This window comes from Rhizobium sp. ERR 1071 (assembly GCF_007828675.1).
Classification (GTDB): Bacteria; Pseudomonadota; Alphaproteobacteria; order Rhizobiales; family Rhizobiaceae; genus Rhizobium; species Rhizobium dioscoreae.
The window spans coordinates 1-22033 of the sequence record NZ_VITM01000022.1 but is presented as its reverse complement, the minus strand read 5'-3'; the positions used below and the strand labels follow the sequence as shown (position 1 = coordinate 22033).

General features: G+C 58.2%; 24 protein-coding genes and 1 pseudogene. 15 read left to right on the top strand and 10 right to left on the bottom strand.

The features are described from left to right. The first annotated feature begins 184 nt into the window (after positions 1–184). Entirely contained in the window at positions 185–367 is a 183-nt protein-coding gene (locus tag FBZ99_RS33735) for a hypothetical protein (RefSeq protein ID WP_145637287.1), read from the top strand. A 6-nt stretch (positions 368–373) separates the two neighbouring features. Further along, the gene (locus tag FBZ99_RS32530) at positions 374–850 is read left to right on the top strand and encodes a hypothetical protein (RefSeq protein WP_442966531.1); all 477 of its coding nucleotides are present in this window, start codon (positions 374–376) and stop codon (positions 848–850) included. Here the strand turns inward: FBZ99_RS32530 and FBZ99_RS32525 are convergent. Then, on the bottom strand, positions 831–1178 hold the full coding sequence (locus FBZ99_RS32525) for an oxidoreductase (RefSeq protein ID WP_145637284.1): 348 nt from the start codon (positions 1176–1178) through the stop codon (positions 831–833). The genes FBZ99_RS32530 and FBZ99_RS32525 overlap by 20 nt on opposite strands. 110 nt (positions 1179–1288) lie before the next feature. On the opposite strand from FBZ99_RS32525, the pseudogene FBZ99_RS32520 reads away from it, so the two are divergent. Both FBZ99_RS32520 and FBZ99_RS32515 read left to right on the top strand, forming a co-directional pair. Further along, a pseudogene (locus FBZ99_RS32520) lies at positions 1289–1477 on the top strand (tyrosine-type recombinase/integrase); the annotation flags it as partial. Between the two features lie 599 nt (positions 1478–2076). After that, positions 2077–2661 (top strand): DUF4337 domain-containing protein, encoded by a 585-nt coding sequence (locus tag FBZ99_RS32515; RefSeq protein ID WP_145637281.1) that lies wholly within the window; start codon positions 2077–2079, stop codon positions 2659–2661. A gap of 26 nt (positions 2662–2687) precedes the next feature. Here the strand turns inward: FBZ99_RS32515 and FBZ99_RS32510 are convergent, their stop codons facing one another. Together FBZ99_RS32510 and FBZ99_RS32505 are read right to left on the bottom strand one after the other, a co-directional pair. Continuing rightward, entirely contained in the window at positions 2688–3653 is a 966-nt protein-coding gene (locus FBZ99_RS32510) for a magnesium transporter CorA family protein (RefSeq protein ID WP_145637278.1), read from the bottom strand. A 172-nt stretch (positions 3654–3825) separates the two neighbouring features. Next, positions 3826–5760 (bottom strand): methyl-accepting chemotaxis protein, encoded by a 1935-nt coding sequence (locus FBZ99_RS32505; protein WP_145637275.1) that lies wholly within the window; start codon positions 5758–5760, stop codon positions 3826–3828. 572 nt (positions 5761–6332) lie between these two features. On the opposite strand from FBZ99_RS32505, the gene FBZ99_RS32500 reads away from it, so the two are divergent. Together FBZ99_RS32500 and FBZ99_RS32495 are read left to right on the top strand one after the other, a co-directional pair. Further along, positions 6333–6680 carry a helix-turn-helix domain-containing protein gene (locus FBZ99_RS32500; protein WP_145637273.1) on the top strand — a complete coding sequence of 116 codons (348 nt, stop codon included), beginning with the start codon at positions 6333–6335 and terminating at the stop codon, positions 6678–6680. Further along, positions 6680–7981, top strand: coding sequence for a type II toxin-antitoxin system HipA family toxin (locus FBZ99_RS32495; protein WP_145637270.1), 1302 nt, complete (start codon positions 6680–6682; stop codon positions 7979–7981). The genes FBZ99_RS32500 and FBZ99_RS32495 overlap by 1 nt, the downstream gene beginning before the upstream one ends. A 443-nt stretch (positions 7982–8424) precedes the next feature. On the opposite strand, the gene FBZ99_RS32490 is transcribed toward FBZ99_RS32495, so the two are convergent. The 3 genes from FBZ99_RS32490 to FBZ99_RS32480 all read right to left on the bottom strand — a co-directional run bounded on the left by FBZ99_RS32490 (position 8425) and on the right by FBZ99_RS32480 (position 12006). Further along, positions 8425–8856, bottom strand: a complete 432-nt coding sequence (locus FBZ99_RS32490; protein WP_145637267.1) for a response regulator — start codon at positions 8854–8856, stop codon at positions 8425–8427. Next, positions 8853–9977 carry a PAS domain-containing protein gene (locus tag FBZ99_RS32485; protein ID WP_145637310.1) on the bottom strand — a complete coding sequence of 375 codons (1125 nt, stop codon included), beginning with the start codon at positions 9975–9977 and terminating at the stop codon, positions 8853–8855. Before FBZ99_RS32485 ends, FBZ99_RS32490 begins: the two co-directional genes overlap by 4 nt. 238 nt (positions 9978–10215) lie before the next feature. Further along, positions 10216–12006, bottom strand: a complete 1791-nt coding sequence (locus tag FBZ99_RS32480) for a PAS domain S-box protein (protein WP_246661258.1) — start codon at positions 12004–12006, stop codon at positions 10216–10218. A 191-nt stretch (positions 12007–12197) separates the two neighbouring features. Here FBZ99_RS32480 and FBZ99_RS32475 point away from each other — a divergent pair, with 191 nt between their 5' ends. Beyond that, the gene (locus FBZ99_RS32475) at positions 12198–12461 is read left to right on the top strand and encodes a LysR substrate-binding domain-containing protein (protein WP_246661257.1); all 264 of its coding nucleotides are present in this window, start codon (positions 12198–12200) and stop codon (positions 12459–12461) included. A 160-nt stretch (positions 12462–12621) separates the two neighbouring features. Here FBZ99_RS32475 and FBZ99_RS32470 read toward each other — a convergent pair whose 3' ends face one another. After that, positions 12622–13530, bottom strand: coding sequence for a LysR family transcriptional regulator (locus FBZ99_RS32470; RefSeq protein WP_145637261.1), 909 nt, complete (start codon positions 13528–13530; stop codon positions 12622–12624). 172 nt (positions 13531–13702) lie between these two features. Here FBZ99_RS32470 and FBZ99_RS32465 point away from each other — a divergent pair, with 172 nt between their 5' ends. From FBZ99_RS32465 to FBZ99_RS32440, 6 genes are all read left to right on the top strand, one after another. After that, positions 13703–14449 carry an SDR family NAD(P)-dependent oxidoreductase gene (locus tag FBZ99_RS32465; protein WP_145637258.1) on the top strand — a complete coding sequence of 249 codons (747 nt, stop codon included), beginning with the start codon at positions 13703–13705 and terminating at the stop codon, positions 14447–14449. 26 nt (positions 14450–14475) lie between these two features. Further along, positions 14476–15312: an alpha/beta fold hydrolase gene (locus FBZ99_RS32460; RefSeq protein ID WP_145637254.1), complete on the top strand. Its 837-nt coding sequence runs from the start codon at positions 14476–14478 to the stop codon at positions 15310–15312. 79 nt (positions 15313–15391) lie between these two features. After that, positions 15392–16138: an SDR family NAD(P)-dependent oxidoreductase gene (locus tag FBZ99_RS32455; RefSeq protein WP_145637251.1), complete on the top strand. Its 747-nt coding sequence runs from the start codon at positions 15392–15394 to the stop codon at positions 16136–16138. A 24-nt stretch (positions 16139–16162) separates the two neighbouring features. Further along, positions 16163–16543: a DUF427 domain-containing protein gene (locus tag FBZ99_RS32450; RefSeq protein WP_145637248.1), complete on the top strand. Its 381-nt coding sequence runs from the start codon at positions 16163–16165 to the stop codon at positions 16541–16543. A gap of 26 nt (positions 16544–16569) precedes the next feature. Then, positions 16570–17316: a glucose 1-dehydrogenase gene (locus FBZ99_RS32445; RefSeq protein ID WP_145637246.1), complete on the top strand. Its 747-nt coding sequence runs from the start codon at positions 16570–16572 to the stop codon at positions 17314–17316. A gap of 538 nt (positions 17317–17854) precedes the next feature. Next, entirely contained in the window at positions 17855–19078 is a 1224-nt protein-coding gene (locus FBZ99_RS32440; RefSeq protein ID WP_145637307.1) for an ATP-binding protein, read from the top strand. A 210-nt stretch (positions 19079–19288) separates the two neighbouring features. Here FBZ99_RS32440 and FBZ99_RS32435 read toward each other — a convergent pair whose 3' ends face one another. Next, positions 19289–19570 (bottom strand): hypothetical protein, encoded by a 282-nt coding sequence (locus FBZ99_RS32435; RefSeq protein WP_145637243.1) that lies wholly within the window; start codon positions 19568–19570, stop codon positions 19289–19291. Positions 19571–19664: 94 nt separating this feature from the next. Here FBZ99_RS32435 and FBZ99_RS32430 point away from each other — a divergent pair, with 94 nt between their 5' ends. Next, positions 19665–20405, top strand: coding sequence for a LysR substrate-binding domain-containing protein (locus FBZ99_RS32430; protein WP_246661255.1), 741 nt, complete (start codon positions 19665–19667; stop codon positions 20403–20405). 220 nt (positions 20406–20625) lie between these two features. Here the strand turns inward: FBZ99_RS32430 and FBZ99_RS32425 are convergent, their stop codons facing one another. After that, the gene (locus FBZ99_RS32425) at positions 20626–21213 is read right to left on the bottom strand and encodes a hypothetical protein (RefSeq protein ID WP_145637241.1); all 588 of its coding nucleotides are present in this window, start codon (positions 21211–21213) and stop codon (positions 20626–20628) included. Continuing rightward, positions 21206–21424: a hypothetical protein gene (locus FBZ99_RS32420; RefSeq protein ID WP_145637239.1), complete on the bottom strand. Its 219-nt coding sequence runs from the start codon at positions 21422–21424 to the stop codon at positions 21206–21208. Before FBZ99_RS32420 ends, FBZ99_RS32425 begins: the two co-directional genes overlap by 8 nt. 259 nt (positions 21425–21683) lie before the next feature. Between FBZ99_RS32420 and FBZ99_RS32415 the strand changes: the two genes are divergently transcribed. Then, on the top strand, positions 21684–22033 hold a 350-nt coding region (locus tag FBZ99_RS32415), incomplete at its 3' end, for an ATP-dependent DNA ligase (RefSeq protein ID WP_442966530.1).

The following is a 22033-nucleotide window of genomic DNA, read 5'->3' as shown; positions in this document are numbered from 1 at the left end:
CGATGACCGCAACCGCGACACCCTCTCCGTCGTGCCGCAGTCGTCCGGGTTGGGCGCGGGCGCTCCCCGGCAACGGGTCGAGCGCCCTTTGTGTTTCAATAGGCCGCGACGATCGGAATGTGTAGCGGTGAACGATCGACGGCGGGCAGCGTTGTACGAGCATGCCATCAGAAGGAGATCGACGATGGGCACGAACGATACAAACGCAACTCCGGAGCAAAGCCGGCCCGCTGACGTCCATCCGACGCCTTCGAACCCGGAACCGGCCGACGATGAATCCAAGGCACCACCGGCCGTTCAGCCGTCTGGCGAGAAAGACGAGAGCGAAAGGCCTATAGTTAACCCCGTGACAGGCGCGCCGATGTAGGAATTCATGAGACCACAACTCGACCAGGAAGATGAGCACCCCGCGACCGAGACGATCTCGTTCGCCTTCGACAGGATGACCGTCGCTCGCTTCCGGGAGACGTTCCCCAACGCCCGCTGGAGCGAGACCCTTCAGGCACGGACAATCCCCGGCGTCACGGCACGACGCCGCATCTACAGATGGCTCGCTTCCGAAGCCGACCGTCACGATCCCTTCGAACAGGAGCGTGGCCGTGACGCCTACGAGTTTGAACCTATCCTCAGTCCATACCTCGAAGTCATCCCGACAGGCTTCCGGATTCGAACCCCGTATTCCAAGACGGTCGTCGACGAGCTGCGGCAGATCCCCTTCGCGCGATTGAACGGCGACGATAAGGTCTGGGAGGTTCCCTACGCCTCGACTGGGCATCTCGATATTCCCGGGACGCGTACGGCAAAGATCGATGAGAACTACCTATGTCCAACTACGGGCAGTTCGACGTAGCGGCAGGATTGGCCGCTTGATCTTGCTTCATATTTGTCGTGTTCTTCGATGTGGACATTCCGTTGCAGTCGCTTGCCTTCCCCCCATCGCTGCTGGCGCCGTTACCACTTGTGCCGCCGTTATTGCCGCCGCCGTTGTTGGTGTTGGTGCTCGAGCCACTATTTCCGCTTGTGCCGTTGCCAGATCCGGAACCGGAATTTGTTGAGGATCCGGATCCTGTCCCGGCGCCCGAACTGGATCCGCTGTTGTTGCTGCCCGACTGCTGGGCCAGCGCTGAGGTTGCAAGGCCGATAGAAAGAGCTGACACTGCCAAAATTTTGATGAACATGGTTTTGTCCTTGAATGTTCTTTGTTGACCGCCCTCGAACATCGATGAACCTTGGATGTTCCAATAATTTTCTTGCGGCGTGGCGTTTGTTGAGGCCTTCCCAGTGAATCTCCGCGCTTCCGGCGGCAAGTCTTTCCAAGCGGGTCACCGTCCATACGCTGAGGCATTCCTTTGCCACCCACCTGCTCGAGAACGGAACCGATATCCGCCCCCACCGCAACATCTTTTCCCCTGGACCTTTGCCGGCGATCTTGCTTGGATGGAGCCACACCAGGCACGCTTCCACGATCCACGATTGACAGCCCTGATCGCTGAGCGTCGGCCTTTCATAAACCCAAGGCTTGGCGGCAACGTGACGGCTGCATGGAGTGGACGTTATCCTAAGGCCAAAGCAAATACCTCGATACAGCTCGATGCTGCCTCTCGAATTGCCAAAGACGCCGCTGGCGTTGTTGGTACCAACCGTAATGCCGTACAACTTGGCACGAAAGCGATGCCTGATCGTGGAAGGTGCCATTGCATGCCGGTGCAAATGGTCGATCAGTGCGCAAAGCAGTTGGTACCCATGCGGGGTGATCTGTGACGCGTTTGAGCGTGAGATTGAGGCGTTTTGCCGACGGTCGCGGCTTTCCGTTGTAATTTGAAAGATGAGTTAGCAAGCAGGCTCACCCTTCCCAATGTTGGTGCAATCGTTCCAATTCTCGATCTCGTTGCTTTGCACGGTTGGCTTTATTCTAACAACTGCAACAGCGCACATAGGCATGGGAAATCCGACCCGCGCGTGGTAGCGATTGCGAATGGTCGTCGATCTCCACTTGCCATTGGAGAACGATCCCGATGCTGGTTTACAAGCGGATCAGCTGCAAGCAGTCCCTGAACGGGCGAATGGGGGGTCTCAATGCCTGAAGAGATCGAGGTTGATACCGATAAGTTGCGCGAAGCTATCGACGAGGAGATCGAGCGGAAGTCCGCCTCGCTGCTGCGCTTCATCGCTCTGACGACGGCATTTTTTGCCGCGCTCGCGGCAATCGGCTCCCTTTTGGCGGGAGGTTCGATCAACGAGGCACTGGCTTTAAAGACCGAGGCGGCTCAAAAGCAGGCCCAGGCTTCCGATCAATGGGCTTATTATCAGGCGAAAGGCATCAAGGCTGCAATCCTCAAATCGCAGATGGAGCTGCTTGCTGCGCAAGGCAAGCCGATGGCGCCGGATCTCGAGGAAACGAACCGGCGATATGCGGATGAAGAGAAATCAATCAGCGCTGCAGCCAATGAACTTGAAAAAATGCGGGACGAGAAGGATGAGGAGGCCAATCTCCTTATTCACCGCCACCATTACTACGCCTACGCAGTGGCCATGCTGCAGGTCGCAATCGCGCTGGGTGCCGTGGCAGCCCTGACCCGCAGGCGCCCGGCATGGTGGGGATCCGCAGCTCTGGGTGTCGTAGGTGGCATGCTACTATTATGGGCCTGGGTCTCAGGGTAATTCAGCCCCCGCCGTCGCACGCTACGTCAGAACCAGCCCTTCACCTTGAACCAAATCAGTGGAATGACCGTGCTCAGTATGATGACCGCCCAGCCATATTGATATCCCCAAGCCCAATCATATTCGGGTATGTTCTTGAAGTTCATGCCGTAGATGCCGGCGACAAGGGTCGGGGGAATGCCGGCGATCGACACGATGGTCAGAACCTTGAATATGTCATTCTGAGCGATGCCAATTAGCCCGACCAGAGCGTCCAGCACGAACTGGACTTTGTTGGCAAGTTGCTCCTCATAGTCCACGAGCGAGTGGATATCTCGGCATAGTCCCGTCAGACGCGGCTCGAGATCTTCCGACCAGCCCTTGGCTTGCTGTTCCGTATAGGTCACAACACGTCCGAGACCCTGCAGACCGTCTCGAATCTCGGAGAGCCGGTCTCCGAGACGTCCCACTTGGCGTAATTGTGCTCGCAGCAGCTTGTTGGCACGGGCTGCGTGGTGGCCGCGAGGATCCTCTGCACGAAAGGCGCTCGTTGAAAGGCCGTTGAGCTCTCCTGCCAGATGCTCAAGGGCATCGGCCACGCGGTCGACGATGTCCTCGCAGAGCAGGGTGAACACCTCAAGGCTCGATTTCGGCGCATCCTGTGCGGCAAAGCTGGCCGCAACCGCGTCCACCGCCGGCAATGTCATAAACCGGACTGTGACGAGGCGATCCGTGGATAAAACGAAGCCGATGGGAGGGGTTGTGTCGGCTCCCTCCGGATGTCGGGCGGCCGATGGCGTGCTCATATAGAGCACACCATGCTGATTTCTCAGTCGGCTCGACGTTTCGATTTCACTGAGAGCGCCCAGGGAAGGGAGGGGAGCGCCAACGGCTTCTTCCACATCCCTCAGCTCGGCGCCGGTGGGGCTCAGGAGGTCGATCCACAGAGCGTCTGCTAACGCTTGCGGCTTGCCCTTTTCATCCTCTTGGGGCAGCGGGAAAACACTTAGCATCTCTCGTGGTCACTCCCTGCAGTGTGGCGAGGAGATCTCGCCCCGTCCAAGAATGGAACTCGGTCGACTGAACAGCATTTGGCGAGGATGACCGCCGGAAGCAATGACATGCTCCCGCGATCTTCGATTTTAAATCAGGCAATCTTTTAAGGACGGGCCGAACCTCGCAAGGTCAAAACTCTTCCCAGGACGGCGATGCCGCAGTGGCAGCGCCGGAGCCACCGAATGCGCCGGCAATCTTGGCCCGTAGCGAACGTGCCGGCGATGCGGCGGGGCTGGAGCGTTCGGTCGCCGCAGCCGGTCTTGCATGCGAGCGCCCCTTTTGCAGATTGAACTGGCCGAGAATCTCGTTCAGCGCCGTCACCTCCTTGGCGAGGCTGTAGCTGGCAGCCGTCGATTCCTCGACCATGGCCGCATTCTGCTGCGTTCCCTGGTCGATGCTGTTGACGGCCGTATTGATCTCCTGCAGGCCGGTCGCCTGCTCCCGGGCGGCTTCGACGATCGCCCGTACGTTGCGGTCGATTTCCTCCACCTCCTGGACGATCTGCTGCAGAGACTGCCCGGTTCTTGTGACGAGATCGACGCCGCTGCCGACCTGCTGGCCGGATGTGGAAATGAGCGCCTTGATCTCCTTTGCCGCCATGGCGGAGCGCTGGGCGAGTTCGCGGACTTCCTGCGCGACGACGGCAAAACCCTTGCCGGCGTCACCGGCCCGCGCCGCCTCGACGCCGGCATTGAGTGCCAGCAGGTTCGTCTGGAAGGCAATATCGTCGATGACACCGATGATGTTGGAAATTTCGCCCGAGGATTTAGAGATCGCCTCCATTGCTGAAATCGCTTCCTGCATGACTTCGCCGGATTTTTCGGCGCCGACGCGTGCGCGTCCGACCAGCGAACTTGCTTCTTCGGCGCGCCGGGTGGAATCCTTGACGGTCGTCGTGATCTCCTCAAGTGCTGCCGCCGTCTCCTCGATCGAGGCCGCCTGCTGCTCGGTACGTTTGGAGAGGTCGTCGGCTGCCGAGCGGATCTGATTGGCGCCGGCGGCAATGGCCTGGCCACCTTGGCCGACCGCGACAAGGGTCTCCTCGACCTTGGTCATCGAGGCGTTGAAATCCATCCTTAGACGATCGAGATGGGCGACGAAGGGCTTCTCCAGGCGATAGGTCAGGTTGCCATTCGAGAGCTCTCCCAGGCCCTGTGCGAGACTGTCGACCGCAAACTGCGCTTCGGCGGCATCCTTGGCCTTCTGCGCCTCGCGTTCCAGCCTTTCCCGTTCGGAGAGGCTGCGGCCATCGGCGGCTTCCTGCTCCAGGCGCAGACGCTCGATGGCACTGTCGCGAAAGACGGCGACGGCCGCGGCCATCTGGCCGACCTCGTCCTTGCGCTCGATCCCTGAAACCGGCTCGGCGGTATTGCCGTCCGCAAGCGATACCATGCGAGCCCGCAGCCGTTCGATGGGAGCGGCAATGCCGCGTGCCGAAACGAGGATGGCGATTGCAATGGCGGCAGCAAAGAGAAGGCCGAGCGCGATCAACGCGTCGTCGATGGTGCTGTTTGCCTGTTGATCCAGCCTATCGCTCTTCGCACTTATATTCTTGTTGAAAGTGTCGAGCCATTCGCGAACCGCTAGAACTTCCTTGTTGATCAGCGGATCGGCCTGCTTCAAGAGCTTGGTTGCTGTATCGTTGTCATCGACCAGCCCAGCCTTTACGGCTGCGTCTGTGAGAGCAATAATGTCGTTGGCTTTCGCTGTAAGTTCATCGACGGCTCCGGTTTCAGCGGGCAACAACTGTTTAACAGTAGCAAGTCGTTCGAGCAGAACCTTCTTGTTCTCCTCGTAGTTTGCCGAGAAGGTTGCCATCTGTGGGTCTTTGGTGCTGTATACCAGGATCTGGTAGGCATTGTAACTCAATGCGGTTACGCGCTGGCTGGCTCGGGACATCTCAACCGCTGCCGTTTCATCCTTGTCGATAAAACTCGAGTAGGTGCTAGTCGTCTCTTTATATTGGCGCGACACAGCCAGGACGCCAGCGGCGCCGATCAAGCAGATCGGAATAATAATGGAGAGTACTTTCGTCTTGATCTTGGCGTTCTGAAGGAATGGCATGGCGTGTTTCGCTCTTGAAAGGGTCGGCAACCACTAGGACGATTGAAGAGGGGGCAAGTGCCGGCGATGACCTGCTCTGGATAATGGGGGCATCACAGAGAGGGAGCATCCTGCTCGTCGCATCTTGGCGCTGTGCCAGTAAGAGAGCGCTGTAGCCTGACGAATAGGTTAATTCCGCGAGAGATTACACAAATGTAATGAAATACATCCTTTCAGTTGTATGACGCTTACGGGAGTGTTTAACTTTAGCTGGTCTTTTGTAACCCGTGCGCGATTACTACGATCTTGTTTCTCTACGATTGCAGTTCGTGCAGATCGCTTCTCGGCATCCGATATCGACTGGCTTCCGACCCCAAGCAACGAAGTTTCTCAGCCACTAAGGATGCCAGGGGGTAGCGCGGCTTCCGTCACGAAGTGGCCTGGATATGGGCTCGGCACTTCCGGGCCGAATGCAAGCGAGGTTCATCGGAATTCCGCTTGACATAAACAACTGTTGCGGAATTCCGCTCATTGGGTTAAAAAGAATTCGTGCGGAATTCCGCATTTTAATGCGCATTGGATCGGAATACCGCATGAACCACACCACCTTTAACTTTCTCGGTGAACAGTTGCTTTCAGCGCGGCGCCGGCGCGGCATGACCCAGCCCGATCTTGCCATACGGGTTGGACGCAACCGTGCGCGCATATCGGAACTGGAACGCGATCTGTCGGCTAACCGTCTTGGACGGGACCGGCTTACTCTTTTTGTGGAACTTTGTGACGCTCTTGATCTCGTGCCCCTCCTAGTCCCGAAATCGCGTGTCTCGGAACTGCAGCCTTTCATTGAACACGATCTGCAACCCCGGCAGTCGGCAAAACCATCCTCTGCGTTTGATGACCTGTTCATCGATCTCGATGATAGCGATTCTGAGGAGAGATAATGGCAAAAACAGCGGCTGTTCTCGGCGTTTACATCCTTGACCAGATGCGTGGCACCATCAGGGCAGGGACCATGACACGCGACGGAGATGGCGCCGTCTCCTTCGTGGTGACAGAAAACTTCCTGCGGGATCCCACCCGTCCAATTCTCAGTCTCGGATGGTATGATCCGGAAGATGAGAGCAAGACCCGCGATCGGCTCGCAAGCCGGGGGGATAAAATTGGACTGTATGGCACCTTGCCGCCGTGGTTTTCAGGCTTACTGCCGGAAGGCGCCTTAAGAGAACTGGTGATGTCCGAAATGGGCCCCGGCGATCACGACGAGTTTGACGTTCTGACCCGCCTCGGCGCAGACTTGCCGGGTGCGGTCTTCATTGTCCCGGAAACCGGGGTGCCGTCTTCAGCTGGTCCCCTCGATCTTGACAGGGTACAGGGATTGAAGGCGACGCTACCGAAGGGCGCCGTCAAGTTCTCGCTCGCCGGCGTTCAACTGAAGTTTACCGGCAATCCCGTTGGTGGCCGCCTCACGGCGCCCGCCCGCGGCGAGTCCGGCCGCTGCATCATAAAAATTGCAACGGACCGGTTTCCAGGTCTTCCGGAGGCCGAATATGCAGCGATGCGCATGGCCGCGATGATTGGCGTCAGGACCGCCAGGTGTCGGCTGGTATCGCGCGATGCGGTAAGCGACGTGCCGTCTGAGCTGCTCGCCCACGGAGAGAATGTCTTGGTCGTCGATCGGTTCGACCGGACAGAAGACGGCGCAAGAATTCACATCGAAGATGCCGGCCAGGTCATCGGAGCCGTTGGCGAGCGGAAATATACGATGGCGACGACCGAAACGGTCATTAACATGGTTCGTCGCTTCAGCTCCGATCATCGAGACGACATCCTGGAAGCGATTCGCCGCGTCGTCGCCGACATATTGCTTGGCAATGGAGATAATCATCTCAAGAACTGGTCGTTCTGGTTCCCCGAGCCGGGGGTTATCCGGCTTTCACCCGCTTACGATATCGTACCCACAGTCCTTTTTCAGCCGACTGATACAATGGCGCTCCGCTTTGTCAAAACACACAATTTTGAAACCGTTAATCTTCACCGTTTCGAGCGCGTCGCAAGCTTCCTGCGACTTGATCCCAAACTAATCCTTCACGAAGTCAGAACAGCCGTTATCCGCGCGCTCGAGACCTGGCCGTCGGTTGCTCCCGATTTGCTGGGGGAGAAGAAAGCAGCGAGATTGCTCGACCGATTGGATACACTCACGCTGGTCGAAGAAGTCAGAGATGGGACCGCGAAAGGGCAATAGAAAGTGGGCGCAGTTGATTGGATCGGCCGGACGATCCAGAACGATCGTGCTTGTCTGACCCATCTCGACCGGCCCTTTCAGGCGTTCGCGGCATCCGTACACGCCCCCGCTACGAAGCGACCAGAGAAGTTTCATAATAGCGGCTTAGGCACAAGAGATGCCTCGGCGCATCATATTTATGCATTTTCAATGGCTTGGTCCACCAAGGGGCGGGTCAACGGTTCGTACCCTTTCAAGAGCAAACTCTTTTCGCGTTGCAGTTTCGAGCAACGGGCAAACATATCGTTAGCCCTCGTTCCCGAAAACCACCCCGTTTATTGCCATCGTCGAGCGCTTGAGCTTTCGATGGTGCGGACACAGCGAAACGCCAGTTAAAAACTCGGCCCACAGTTCATACATCGCTCGCCCACCGTTCGCCTGTCGACTGCCCAGGCTACTCAAGATTATAGTTGCCTGGAGTACACCCGGGGCCGAACATCTTCGGCGAGCACAAGGCTTGCGGGCGGAGCGACATCTTCCTCACCCACCAGGATTGCCGAGATATAAGCAAGGGCGTTCTTTATGCCGTTCGTTGTGTAGGGCTTTTCAATGGCGCCGAGGGCGCCTGCGAAGTCCGGTGGGATTTTCTTGATGTTACCGCTGACGAATACGTAGGGAATGTCTTTCGCTGCCAGATCGCGGCCAACCTCGATGCCTGTTGGACCCTCCTGCAGATGAATATCGACGAAAGCAAAATCCGGGCGATGCCCTTTCACGAGGCCACTCGCTTGTTCGCGGTTCATCGCGGTCCCAATCACCTCGTGGCCAGCCATCTCGACCTCGCTTTCGAGCTCCATGGCGAGCAGCATCTCATCCTCAACAATCATCACCTTCAATGCGCGCTTTCCTGTGCGTCGACCATCAGTATGACATCGACGGTCGTGCGATGCCCTTCGATCCGCCTCTCGATTTTAGCGTCAACCTGCTTGGCGGAGGTTTCAAGAAGAATACGACCGATCTCGGCCACGTCTTCATCGACTTCGACCGCTAGGGAGGTGTCCTCGACTCTGATGAGGAACTGGCCGTTCAATCGCTTCACCACCACGTGAATATCGCCGCCGCCGTCGCTCAAGCCGCGCCGGACGGCATCGCCGACAAGCTCGTTGACGATCAGCGCCAGCGGGGTCGCCTTCACGGTCGGTACGTAGAGCGGATATAGATCGAGCGTCAGTCGGATATCCTCGCGCCCCACAGCTTCGACCAGATCGGTGACGAGTTCTTTCGTGAAGTCCGCGACATCGAACCGCGACACGTCCTCTAGCGTGAACAGCTTCCTTTGAACCGTGCTTAACGCCTCCACGCGGTTCAGCACGGACCTCAAAGCGCGCTTCTGGCCTTCGTCTTTGGTGATACGGGTTTGAAGTTTCACGATGGAGGCCATCGTCAGAAGGTTGTTCTTGACGCGGTGATCGACCTCGTGGACGAGCAGCGATCGTGCTTTCAGCGCCGCCTCGAGTTTCTCAGTGTTGGCGGCGACTTCCTCTTCGGCACGATGCCGTGCCGCCGCAAGATCGGCCTCTCGGGATCTTACATTGGTGAAGTCGAGCTGGGACGCGAAGAAGTAAACGATCTTATCGGTTTGGTCGCGCACCGGAGATAGGAACAAAGCATTCCAGAACGGCTCGCCATCCTTTTTGTAGTTCAAGATGTCTATGGCGATATCCGAACCGGCGCTGACCGCCGCGCGAATCCTGGCCACCGTTGCTGGGTTGGTCTCGGGACCTTGCGGGAAGCGACAGTTGCGACCGACTGCCTCGCTACTTGAGTAGCCGGTCAGTTTCTCGAAGGCGGCATTGCAGAATATGATCGGATTGTCGGCTTGGTTCGGATCGGTGACGATCATCGGCATCCGGGTAGCTTTGAAGGCCGCGGCAAAGGGGTCTTCGCGAACATGTCGGGCAACCAGGCGTTCCCCGGCATCTTGCGCTTCTGCTCGTTTTGGGTCTTTCTCCTGCATGGTGACCTGGTGATTTCTAGTCTCGACGTAACGCACGGCGGTTCTTCGAGTTCCCACTCGTCCCCTGGGAGACAGCGGTCATTTTCCGACTGCTAATCCGACCATAGAAACGCACGAAAAAGTTAGGACGGGAAGTCGCTCCTTCAAGGATTTGCACAGCGAGCGCCGATGCATACACTGGAGCTTTTGAAGCAACGTCGGCGACGTCATGAATGAGTCGAGTCCGAACGGTGCTTGGCTATCGCCGGTCCGGCCCCAGCCTTACCAGTTCACCGCCCGGATCAAGGACCGCCTCGATCTCGCACCGGACGCCGGTGGGATCGTAACTAATGGTCGAGCGGCCTTTTAGCTCGGCTGCCAGAAGCCTCTCAACCAACCGCGAACCGAATCCCTTCCGCGTCGGCGGTTGTACCGTCGGGCCGTCCCGTTCGATCCATTTGAACCGCAGCCTCCCAACCGACTCCTCGAAGCTCCACGATATTGCGACTTTCCCTTGAGCGACGGACAATGCACCATATTTCGCGGCGTTTGTCGCAAGTTCGTGGATGGCGAGGGAGAACGAAACAACGGCCTTCTGAGGCAATAGCACAGCGCAGCCCTCGATCTCGAAGCGTTCAGGCGGATAGGGCTCCAGCACTTGAATGACCAATTCCCTCAGATCAGCACGCTGCCAGTCCCGATGCGTAAGCAAATCGTGCGCCTTCGCCATCGAAATAAGGCGATCCTGGAAGGCATTCACCTGGTCTCGACCTGTTCCCTCCTGATCCAGGGTCTGTCTAGCAATAGCAATGACAGTGGAGAACGCATTCTTGACACGGTGACTGAGCTCGCTGGTCAGCACCGCCTGCAGACGTTCGGCCTCCTTTCGGGCCGTGATGTCCTGGGACATCTTGGAAGCGCCGATCGTTTTTCCAGTACTGTCGTAAATCGGGGAAACGCTAAGCTGTACGTCGACCAGGCGGCCATCCTTCCTTCGACGCTGCGTCTCGTAAGGCTCCACGACTTTTCCCGCGCTAACCCTCCGAATAATTTCCGGCTCCTCGTCGCGACGTTCCTCCGGGACAAGCATCAGAACCGACTTTCCCACGGCCTCGTCGCGCGAGTATCCGTAAAGCCTTTCGGCGGCTGCATTCCAGCTGGTGATCGTCATGTTCAGATCGATCCCGAGGATGGCATCATTCGAAGAAGCGATGATGGATGCAAGCAGACGTTCCGCTTCCTGGGCGCTCTTCCTTGCCGAGATATCAATGGCGATAAAACCAACCTGCAGTATTGATCCATTGTCATCTTTAAGGGCCGAGACCGAGGCCGACGTCCATACGATACTTCCGTCCTTCCGCAAGCATCGCTTTTCCATGTCGAAGGGTTCGCCCGTTTCGACAAGGTTTCGGAAAAGCCGCTCGGCCTCCGGGCGGTCGTCCGGAAACGTCAAATCCTGGAACCGGATGCCCGCAAGCTCCTCTCTGTTGTAACCGAGCATCTCGCAGAAGCGCTGGTTGACGAGGGTCATCCGGCCATCGAGGTTGGTCTGCCCGATACCCGCGGCGGATTGCGAAAATAACGCGCGCAGACGTTCCTCGCTTTCCCTGAGCGCTCGCTGCGAACGAACCCTTTCTGTGGTTTCGCTGACGATACAAAAGACACCACGGACACCACCGGTTTCGTCGTTGATGGGGGAATAGGAAATATCGAAGTAAACGGTCTCCGGATGCCCATGGCGCTCAATGTAGAATGGTCGATCCTTGGCGGAAACGGTTTCGCCACCATGAAGGACGCGATCTAACAAAGGCTGGAGGTCATCCCAAAGTTCGCTCCAGTTTTCCCTTCCCGGTCGTCCGAATGCACGCGGATGCCTGAGGCCGATCGTCGGTGCGTAAGCGTCGTTATAGAGGGCTACATACTCTTCCCCCCAAAACATCACGATCTGGGCATGCGAGGGAAGCATGATGTCCACAGCGGACTTCAGACAAGCGGGCCACTCCGACGGCGGTCCCAGGATAGTGTTGTCCCAAAGCCCGCGCTCGATCATGTGTGCTATTCCGGCACTCGCATTTTCATCGTTCTCTCCGATTGCGGCCACTGTATCCAACCCCATATAAACATACGCAAAGTAAGCCGCTTGGACGTGATGACAAGGGGAGGACCATCGCATGGGTGCTTATTCGACAGCGGCAGCCATCTCATGGGCGCAACGCGAAGGTTGGCCGCAGTGTAAACGTCATGGGGAGGCTCACGACCAACAATGGCGAGCTTGCCCACCGCTGGGCGCTTTCGGGAGCTGGCCTTGTCCTGAAGTCGATCTGGGACGTTTACGATGACATCGAAAGAGGCAAGCTCGAGATTGTCCTCCCCAACGTTCATCTTGCTGCGGCACCAATCCACGTCGTTTTCCCGCACAGCCGGCTTGCAGCCGCCAAGGTGCGGTTATGCATCGAGTTCTTGGCAAGCGGACTGAAGTCATCGAACGCATCGATTCGATTCTAATATCGAGGCGGCATGTCACTTCGGAAGTAAGCGCGAGAGCGGCGCAAACTTTGGATTTTTCAGCGACTTAAAGAGATGCTGGTGACCGACCGTTCCAATATCATCAAAAGCAAAAGCTGCGGGTTGGGCTGCTCACCATTCGAACACAGACGTTGGGTATTCACCGCCCCTGCCGCGTTCCGGCCGGTCCTGCGGCAACGAGCTGATCCAGCCCCGCAAGAAACGCCTTAAGTACGGGCGAGGGGTTGTCTGACCGGTAGCCCAATGCCAAGTCGATTGTCAGCGGATCGCCCATCAGTGGCCGGCTGACCACCGACCACGGGAGCAAAGCCTCCACATAAGCTGGCATCAGCGCCACGCCTCGAAGAGAGGCCACCAGCGACAGGACCGTCGAGAAATTCTCGACGCGATGGCTTGGCGTAGCGTTGACGCCCACTCTTTGAAGATAATCCTCAACCACCGTCCTCAGCACGATGGCGATATCGGAAAACCCGATGAGCGTTTCTCCCTCGAGCGCTTTCGGGTCGATTTCCTTGCCCTCTGCCAAGGGATGGTCGCTGGGGAGAATGACGACGATCGGTTCCTTGGCGATCACGTCATAGGTCACATCCGGTTTCGGCTCGACGCGCAGGAAGCCAAGATCGATCTCGCCGATCTGCAGTGCCTCGGCAAGATCGGGCGAATACATGCTCGTCACCTTGAACTCGATCTTCGGCAATTCGGCTCTGAGAATGCGGGTCACGTGCGGAAGCCAATCGACCTCCTGTCCCGTCAGAAACCCCACGGAAAACGCCGCCTTTGCCGGTCGGGCGGCGCGGCGAGCCGCTTGCAGGGCCTCATTGGCTTCACTGACCGCAAGGCGCGCGTGAGGAAGAAAAGCGATCCCTGCCTCTGTGAGCTCCACCCCGCGTGCGCCCCGAATAAACAACGGCGCGCCGACCTCGACCTCGAGATCGCGCAGCTGCCGGCTCAGAGAAGGCTGAGCAGTATGAAGCCGTTTCTCGGCTGCGAGCGTGACACTGCCTTCCTCGGCCACGGCGATGAAATAGCGTAGATGTCGAAGTTCCATAAACGACCCATGCCTATCAGATATGGGAGCGATCTTACAAAGTCTTTCTCACGGGAGCAATGAAGGCATACTTGTTCTGTCAGCAAACAGCGGCGGTTGGCCAACACGAAGGCTGAAGGTCACACCACCGCGATCAATCAGGCCCGATTTCTCGGCCTAAGGAGAGTTGGCAATGGACAGCAACGTCATTCTTATTACGGGAGCTCTTGCTGGTATCGGCCGCGCCACGGCCCTCTCTGCCGCAAAAGAAGGCTACAGAATTGTCGTCTCCGGTCGCAATACCCAGACCGGCGCGGCATTGGAAAGCGAACTTCGTGCCCTCGGCGTGGATGCCGGCTTCATTAAGGCGGACGTCCGCAATGAGCGTGACGTTCAGGCTTTGATCGAGGAAACCGTCGCCCATTTCGGCCGCCTCGATGTGGCGGTCAACAATGCGGGTACGGAAGGAACGCCAGCGCCGATCGTCGATCAGACAACTGACACCTACGCAGCGACCTTTGAGACGAATGTCCTCGGCGTGCTGCTCTCTATGAAGCACGAACTCCGCGTCATGCAGCCTCAGGGCTCCGGCAGCATCATCAACATCTCATCGACCATGGGCAGCCGCGGCGCCCCGAACGCCTCGCTTTACGTCGCCAGCAAGCATGCCGTCGAAGGCCTTACCAAGTCCGGCGCCCTGGAAGCCGCCGCTTTCGGTGTCCGCGTCAATGCAGTGGCGCCCGGACCAGTCGAGACCCGGATGCTTGATCGCTTCACCGGTTCACCGGAACGCAAGGCCGGTCTTCTTGCCTCGATCCCAATGCGCCGTGCCGGACAGCCCGAAGAGGTCGCGGACGCCATTCTCTACCTGGCCTCCCGCAAGGCCTCATTCATCACCGGCCAGATCATCAACGTCAACGGCGGCAGGACCGCCAGCTAATCGCAATCCGAACAAGGAGATTTGCCATGACTGCCTATACGCATGATACTGTTCCGACCCAATTCGTCGAGGCCAACGGAATCCGTTTCGCCTATCGCCGCTTTGGCAAGACCGGCGGTGTTCCTGTTGTCATGAACATCCATTTCCGTGGCACGATGGACCATTGGGACCCGGCTGTGACCGACGGGCTGGCACAGGAACGCGAAGTGATCCTGTTCGATAACGCCGGCATTGGTGCCAGCTCCGGGGTGACCCCGGCGACCATCCCCCGCATGGCAACGGATGCCATTGCCTTCATCAAGGCGCTCGGTCTCACCGAGGTCGATGTCTTTGGCTATTCCGTCGGCGGCAAGGTCGCCCAGGAGATCGCCGTACAGGCACCCGATCTGGTGCGCAAGCTCGTCCTGGTAGGGACCGGCCCGCGCGGCGCCGATAGCGCCGCCAGCAAGTCGGGTGAGATTTTCTCTGCGACCTACGATCCGCCGGAACACCTTTGGATCGCAGCACACTTCCTGCCGAACGAAAAAGGCCGGGCCGCTGGCCTGAAGTACCTTGAGCGCAAGCATCGCCGGAAGGATCGCAGCCCAGAAGTTCGTGAGGATTCGGCAACGGCGCAATACGCGGCAATCGTCGCCTCAAATGAGAAGAGTGACGGTGTCTGGGATTATCTTAGCCACATCCACCAGCCGACGCTCGTGGTCGATGGCAGCAACGACCTGATCATTCCGACGATCAACGGGTACACGCTGCAGCAGCATATGCCGAATGCACAGCTCATCGTCTATCCGGACTCCAGCCACGGCCCGCAGAACCAGTACCCCGAGCTGTTCGTCGCGCACACGAATATGTTCCTGAACGCCTGACGCCCAGCACGTCGAGCCGATCGGTGACGCCCGGCGTCTCGGGTCGGCCCCTCCTAACCCTCCCATAGAAAGATCAATCATGACACCGTGCAGCGGAAAGACCGCGCTCGTGACCGGCGCTTCGCGCGGTATCGGACGCGCAACTGCTCTCGCGCTTGCCAAGGCGGGCGCTCAGGTCCTCGTTCACTACGGCCGCAAAGCTGCTGAAGCGCGCTCGGTCGTCGATCAGATCAAGGCTGCAGGCGGCCGAGCCGAGGCCGTCGGGGCGGATCTGTCCGATCCGCAGGGGCCGCATAAGCTTGCGGCCAAGGTGAAGGAGGTCGTGGGCGCTCGTCTCGACATCCTGATTGCCAACGCTGGCATCGCGAACGCAGCGACGATCGAGGAAACCACGGTCGAGGATTTCGATGCACTCTTTGCCGTCAACGTCCGCGCGCCCTTCTTCCTCGTCCAGCAGCTGCTGCCGATCCTGAACGATGGTTCCAGCGTCATCTTCACCTCGTCGCTGGCAGCCCATGCGGCGGTCGGCAACCTCTCGGCCTATGCTGCGACCAAGGGAGCGGTCGACACCCTCGTGAAGCACTTCGCCCAGGTCCTTGGGCCAAGGGGAATTCGGGTCAACGCGGTCGCACCGGGCGTCGTGGAGACCGATATGTCGAGCTTCGCAAAGACCGACGCCGGCCGTGACTTCACCCTTGGCATGCAGGCGCTGAAGCGCGTCGCCCAACCCGAGGATATCGCCGGCGCCATTGCCTTCCTCGCTTCCGACGCCGCGCGCTGGGTGTCGGGCGACACACTGCGGGTAGACGGCGGCTCGAAGCTCTGAACGCCAGAATCATAGGAGATCACCTTGACCAACCGCACCGTTAAAATCCTCGGCCCCAATCATCCGATCACCGTCGAGCCAAACCGCCGGCGTGTGAGCGTCACCCTGGGCGGCCGTGTCATCGCTGACACCCGCGAGGCGCTGATCCTTCGGGAAGCGGGCTACCCGCCAGTACAGTACATCCCGCGCAAGGACGTCGATATCGCGGCCCTGACGCGCTCCGACACGACCACCTACTGCCCTTACAAGGGCGAGGCCGCCTACTTCCACATTCCGACCGGTGGCGAGCGGTCGGTCGATGCGATCTGGACCTACGAAGCGCCTTACGACGCCGTGGCCGAGATCAAAGATCACCTCGCTTTCTATCCCGATCGCATCGACGCGATCGAGCAACACGACGCCTGAGCGGCGTTACAAACGGAGACTTCATCATGTCTAAGCTTACCAACAAGGTGGCCGTCGTTACCGGCGCCTCCAAGGGCATCGGCGCGGCCGTTGCCAAGACCTTGGCCGCAAACGGCGCCTCTGTCGTCGTCAACTATGCGTCGAGCAAGTCAGGCGCCGATACCGTCGTCGAAGCGATCAAGAGCGCCGGCGGACAGGCTATCGCCGTCCAGGGCGACGTGTCCAAGGCTACGGAAGCCAAGGCGATCGTGGACGCGGCCATTTCCAACTATGGTCACCTCGACATCCTGGTGAACAACTCTGGCGTCTATGAGTTCGGTCCGCTGGAAACGGTCAACGAAGAACAGTTCCACAAGATGTTCGACATCAATGTGTTGGGCCTGCTTCTGGTGACCAAGGCGGCCGCGGAGCATCTGAGTGAAGGCGGTAGCGTCATCAACATCGGCTCGGGCGTTACCGCGATCACGCCGCCGCAGACGGCGGTCTATACGGCAACAAAAGGCGCGGTCGATGTCATCACCGGCGTTCTGGCCAAGGAACTTGGGCCACGCAAGATCCGGGTGAACTCGGTCAACCCGAGCCTCACCGAGACGGAAGGCACGCACTCGGCCGGCATGATTGCTTCGGAGTTTGAGGCCGGCATTATCGCTCAGACCCCGCTTGGCCGCCTTGGCCAGCCTCAGGACATCGCTGATGTCGTTGCCTTCGCAGCTTCGGACGACGCACGCTGGCTCACCGGCGAAATCATCCTGGCCGGTGGTGGCCTGCGCTGAGCGCACCAACGACATTTCGATCAAGAGGCCCGCCGTATGGCGGGCCTCTACTACTGCCACGTCGGGTCTGTTAGAGCCGAGCCAAGTTAGCGCCTCGGTGCGCTTAGCGAATGAGACGGCCGATGCGGCGACTGAGGCGGCCCGCACCATCTCTTCGAACCTGCCACTGGTAATGTGTCTCTGGTCTATATCGGAGGACCCGACGGGTCGTCGGTTCATATCTCTTCAAGAGCATTGGATTATTTCCATTTGTTAAAAATGGATCGACTTGGCGATGTGATGAAGATATGCACAATTTTGCTTTCGCGTCGCTCCGGGAATATCCCTCTATCGAGGACCAGCCAGGTCAGTTCCAGTGACCAATCAGCGAAGGTTCAGCAGCGCCTGCATGGCCTCCCGACGCTCTCATGCCGCAATTTGGTGTGCATCTATATTGGGCTCGGTTTCAATCAGCCGCCAAGAAGATTTCAATTGGTCATTCCTTGACTTTCAATTAGTCATGACCATAGTTTCAAATGGTCATCAAGGGAATGAAGTTATGCCGCTGTATCCAAGGCTCGTTGAGCAACGCGTTGCCGACGCGATGTCAGACACGCGAGTCGTCCTGATTGTGGGTCCCCGACAATCCGGGAAAACGACGCTGGCCAAGAAAATGGCTAACGAGGGGATGCAGTATTACACGCTGGACAATGCCACGACGCTCGACGCCGCGCGGCGGGATCCAGTTGGTTTTGTAAGAGGAATGGATCGCGCCATTCTCGACGAAATTCAGCGTGCTCCCGAGCTGTTGTTGGCCATCAAGGAAAGCGTGGACACCGACGAGCGTCCAGGGCGCTTCCTCCTGACCGGTTCAGCCAATCTCATGACGCTGCCACGCGTGGCAGACTCGCTCGCGGGGCGTATGGAGGTCGTCCGATTGCTGCCACTTGCTCAAAGCGAAATCAGAACGGCCGGTGGAAGCTTTTTGGTCGACGCCTTCCGAAACGAAGCTAAAGCCGGAGAACTTATCGTCGGCGACGACCTGATGGCTGCAGTTCTGGCAGGTGGATATCCCGAGGCATTGGCTCGCAAAACCTTAAACCGCAGACAGGACTGGTATGCGGATTACATCCAGGCGATCGTTCAACGGGACGTCCGCGATGTAGCACAAATCGAGCAGGTCGCGCAGATGCCGCGCCTGCTGCGCATCCTAGCAGAACATTCGGGACAACTCGTGAACTATTCCGGAAATGGCGCCGCCATCGGAATGAACCACGTCACAACGCAAAAATACGTTGGCATATTCGAGAGCCTGTTCCTCGCCAGAACAATCCAACCCTGGTTTTCCAACAAACTGAAGCGTCTGACCAAGACCCCCAAAATACATTTCCTTGATTCTGGTCTTCTCGCCTCCCTTCGTGACCTCTCTCTTGAGAGACTCCGCGATGACAGGGGGCCGTTCGGAGCGCTGCTGGAGACTTTCGTCTTCGGTGAAATCCTTAAACTCGCCAGCAGTGGACATAGCCGATTTGAGTTTTCGCACTTTCGTGATAAGCAGCAGAACGAAGTCGATATCGTCATCGAAGACAGAAGAGGGAGGGTTGTCGGTATCGAGATAAAGGCTGCCGCATCCGTCTCGACTTCCGATTTTTCTGGATTGCGAATGTTGGCCGAAGCATGTGGAGAGAGGTTTGTTTCAGGCATTGTTCTGTACGACCATGACAAGGTGATCCCGTTTGGGGAACGCCTGTCCGCCGTGCCAATTTCGGCATTGTGGCGTTAGCGCGTGGGAAGTTCTCTTCAATTTCCAGACTTGAGCATTCTCGAAACTTCGAGCGTTTTGATAAAGCCGACCCCCGGTTCGAATCCCATCACATCAACAGATCCGATTTTATTGAGTTGAGGTCGTGATCTTTAGAAAGTCGCTTTGCAGCCGAGGCGGGATGACTGCTCTGCGCCTGCATTGCTGTCGTCGAACAAGTGGTTCACAGTCTTAGAAGCTGCCTCCCCGGACCGGTGAGTCACCGCCGCCGACACATTGTTGCCGCCGCGAAGCGTCGACGCACGCCGAGACTGTTGCCTGGGAAATATCAACTACGAGCGTCGTTGCGCGGCCGGATTGCTGCACGGTACCCTGGGCAAACGACGAAGCGGTGAGGACCACGTTAGCGGCAAGGGCACGCAGGAGGATCTTCAGGAGTTGCAAGCCAGCGATGGCAGGCATTCTGAGATCGACGAGCATAATGGCCGGCTTTTCAACTATGGCTCCGATCATGCGACGTCTAATGTGCGATCAGACTTCCGTTGCTGACCGGTGGAGGACCTCAAGCGATAAAACGGTAGAGCGACTCAAGCCGGCAATGGCCTCGATGGAAGAAGCCGTTCAGGATCTGGAGGGAAATGGTCCCGTCCCCAGCGGCACGGTGCGGATCAATGCCAGCGAAGGGGCTATTCGGCTGGTATTGCGGCCGGTGCTTGCACGCTTCCTGCGCGAGTATCCTCAGGTCCATCTCGACATAGTCAGCGATGGCAGGCTCAGCGATATCGTTGCCGATGGTTTCGATGCCGGTATCCGATTGGCGGAGGCAGTACCGAAAGACATGGTGGCCATCCCGGTGATGGGAGAGGTACGCTTCGCAGCAGTGGCGTCGCCCGAGTACTTCGAGCGTCGCGGATATCCCGTCGTACCGCAGGATTTACACAGCCATGATTGCATCCGCTTCCGGTTTGAAAGTGGTGCGATCTATCGATGGGAATTTGAGCGCCTAGGCGTTGTGGAGAGAGTCAACGTTTCCGGGCCTCTCACATTGAGTGATCAGCCGCTGATGGTGGAGGCCGCAATCGATGGAATAGGAATCGCTTTCGTGCCCGACCATCTCGCCACAGATGCACTGGAAGACGGACGCCTAAAGCGCGTTCTGGAAGAATGGTGTCCAGCGTTACCAGGACTGTGTCTTTATTACTCGGGGCGTCGCCACGTATCATCGGGCCTGAGAGCGCTGATCAACATGCTGACTGAACGCTGTCAGATAATCGAGGATCATAAACGCCTTGCCGCCGACGCCGAGCATGGCGCATTCGTTGCTCAAGAGCCTCGGCCTTATCCGTGATCTTCGACCTAGCGCGGCGATCAGTGCAGAGAGGTGCCGGATTCATCGCCTCTATCTCCTTACGCCATGCGTCTTCGAACACCTGACATCAACATTCGCGTGCCTGAGGCCGCCTTGGGCACTGCTGCCCGGTATCGACCACAGCTAACCTTCACCAACAAACCCTCGTCGCGAATGCGAGCGAGGTAGCAGCGATGAACTCCAATGTCCGTCAGGTCCTTCAGGCGACCTTCGCCGCAAGCATCTTGTTTATGCAGTCCTCGTTGCGCGCTTCCAACTGCTGCATCGGAAAGGCTCTAATGAACATGCGGATCGTCTCGTCGAGATCGGCGCCGGATTGGGACCAGCCGGGACCGCAACTGACCTGCTCGCCGGCAAGATCCTCGACCTCGAACAGGCCGCAGGTTTCGCCGACCTCGTCATCGACGGCAAGCACAAGCGTACCGAAGCTTCGGTGTTCGTCGTTCCAGTAAACCGCAATTTGAAGGAACCGGATGCCGGCACGGTTGCCGATCGCCGTCAGCAGCAAGCCATGAACCTCGTCCGTCGAGAGGGGCTTCGGCTCATCCCAGCAAAGTTCCTCGTCCAAGGTCGGGTAGTCCATGACGTTGTTCAGCACGCCGCGCATTCTGTCGAGATGACGAAGCATGTCAGGTGACTTGCCACGGAAGCCGGGCCGGTCGTCTCTAAACGTATCGAAGGCATGCCGACCCAAATGGCTGACGAAGTCATAGAGCGCCTGCGCTTCGTCCTGAGTGATGGTGAGAACACCATCTCTGGGCCGTGGTTCTCTCGAATATTCAAACATTGCTTCCTCCTTCGCTGTCGAAACTTGGAACCCAGCCGCGGGTAAAGCCGACGCTCATTCCAGCTTCGCAGAGAACCAATTGCCCGCGGACGAACTGCAGCTCGGCGAGCAGAGCGCCGATCATGGCGCGGGCGTCGCCATCGAATAGATCGAGCACGGAAGCGACCTGATCAAATTGCGGTCCATCTGTTTGAGCGGCTGCGGCTGTCATGAGGCAATACGTCTCCTGCACCCCTAGAATTATGGGGGTTCAAACTGCTGATTTGTCGATATGGAATTGCGCGGCCGGTGGTCGTTCCGGCAATTTGTTCCTATTATGTTCTCATTTGGGATGGAGTCAAGAGTCCATCCATTCCGTTGGGAGCCGGGAGCGCGACGCCTACGGTTTCCGGCACACCTGCTGCGTTGGCTCAGGTGCCAGGATGAGGAAAGACTCGACTCACAAAGCTTTCTCTGTTGCACTATTTTCCATGACGAAGTCCCCGCGTAAGTCATCAAAACTCCTTCTCGCCTCCTCGGAAATGCCGCTGCGAAGCGGGGCGCGCAAAGCTCGTGATCCAGACCAGCCGCGATTGCCGCTCGATCCGATGCCAGAGCGGATCGAGCCGGCGCTAGCGCTTCTAAAGTCAAAGGTCCCGAAAGGGCCGCAATGGCTCTATGAGATAAAATGGGATGGCTATCGACTTGCTATCCATGTTGAACCCGGGCGCGTGCGCATTCTCACGCGTGGAGGGCACGATTGGACTGATCGCTTTCCGACGATCGCCAAGCAGGCGGCCGACTTCGGCACGACGATGATCCTTGACGGAGAGGCGGTCGT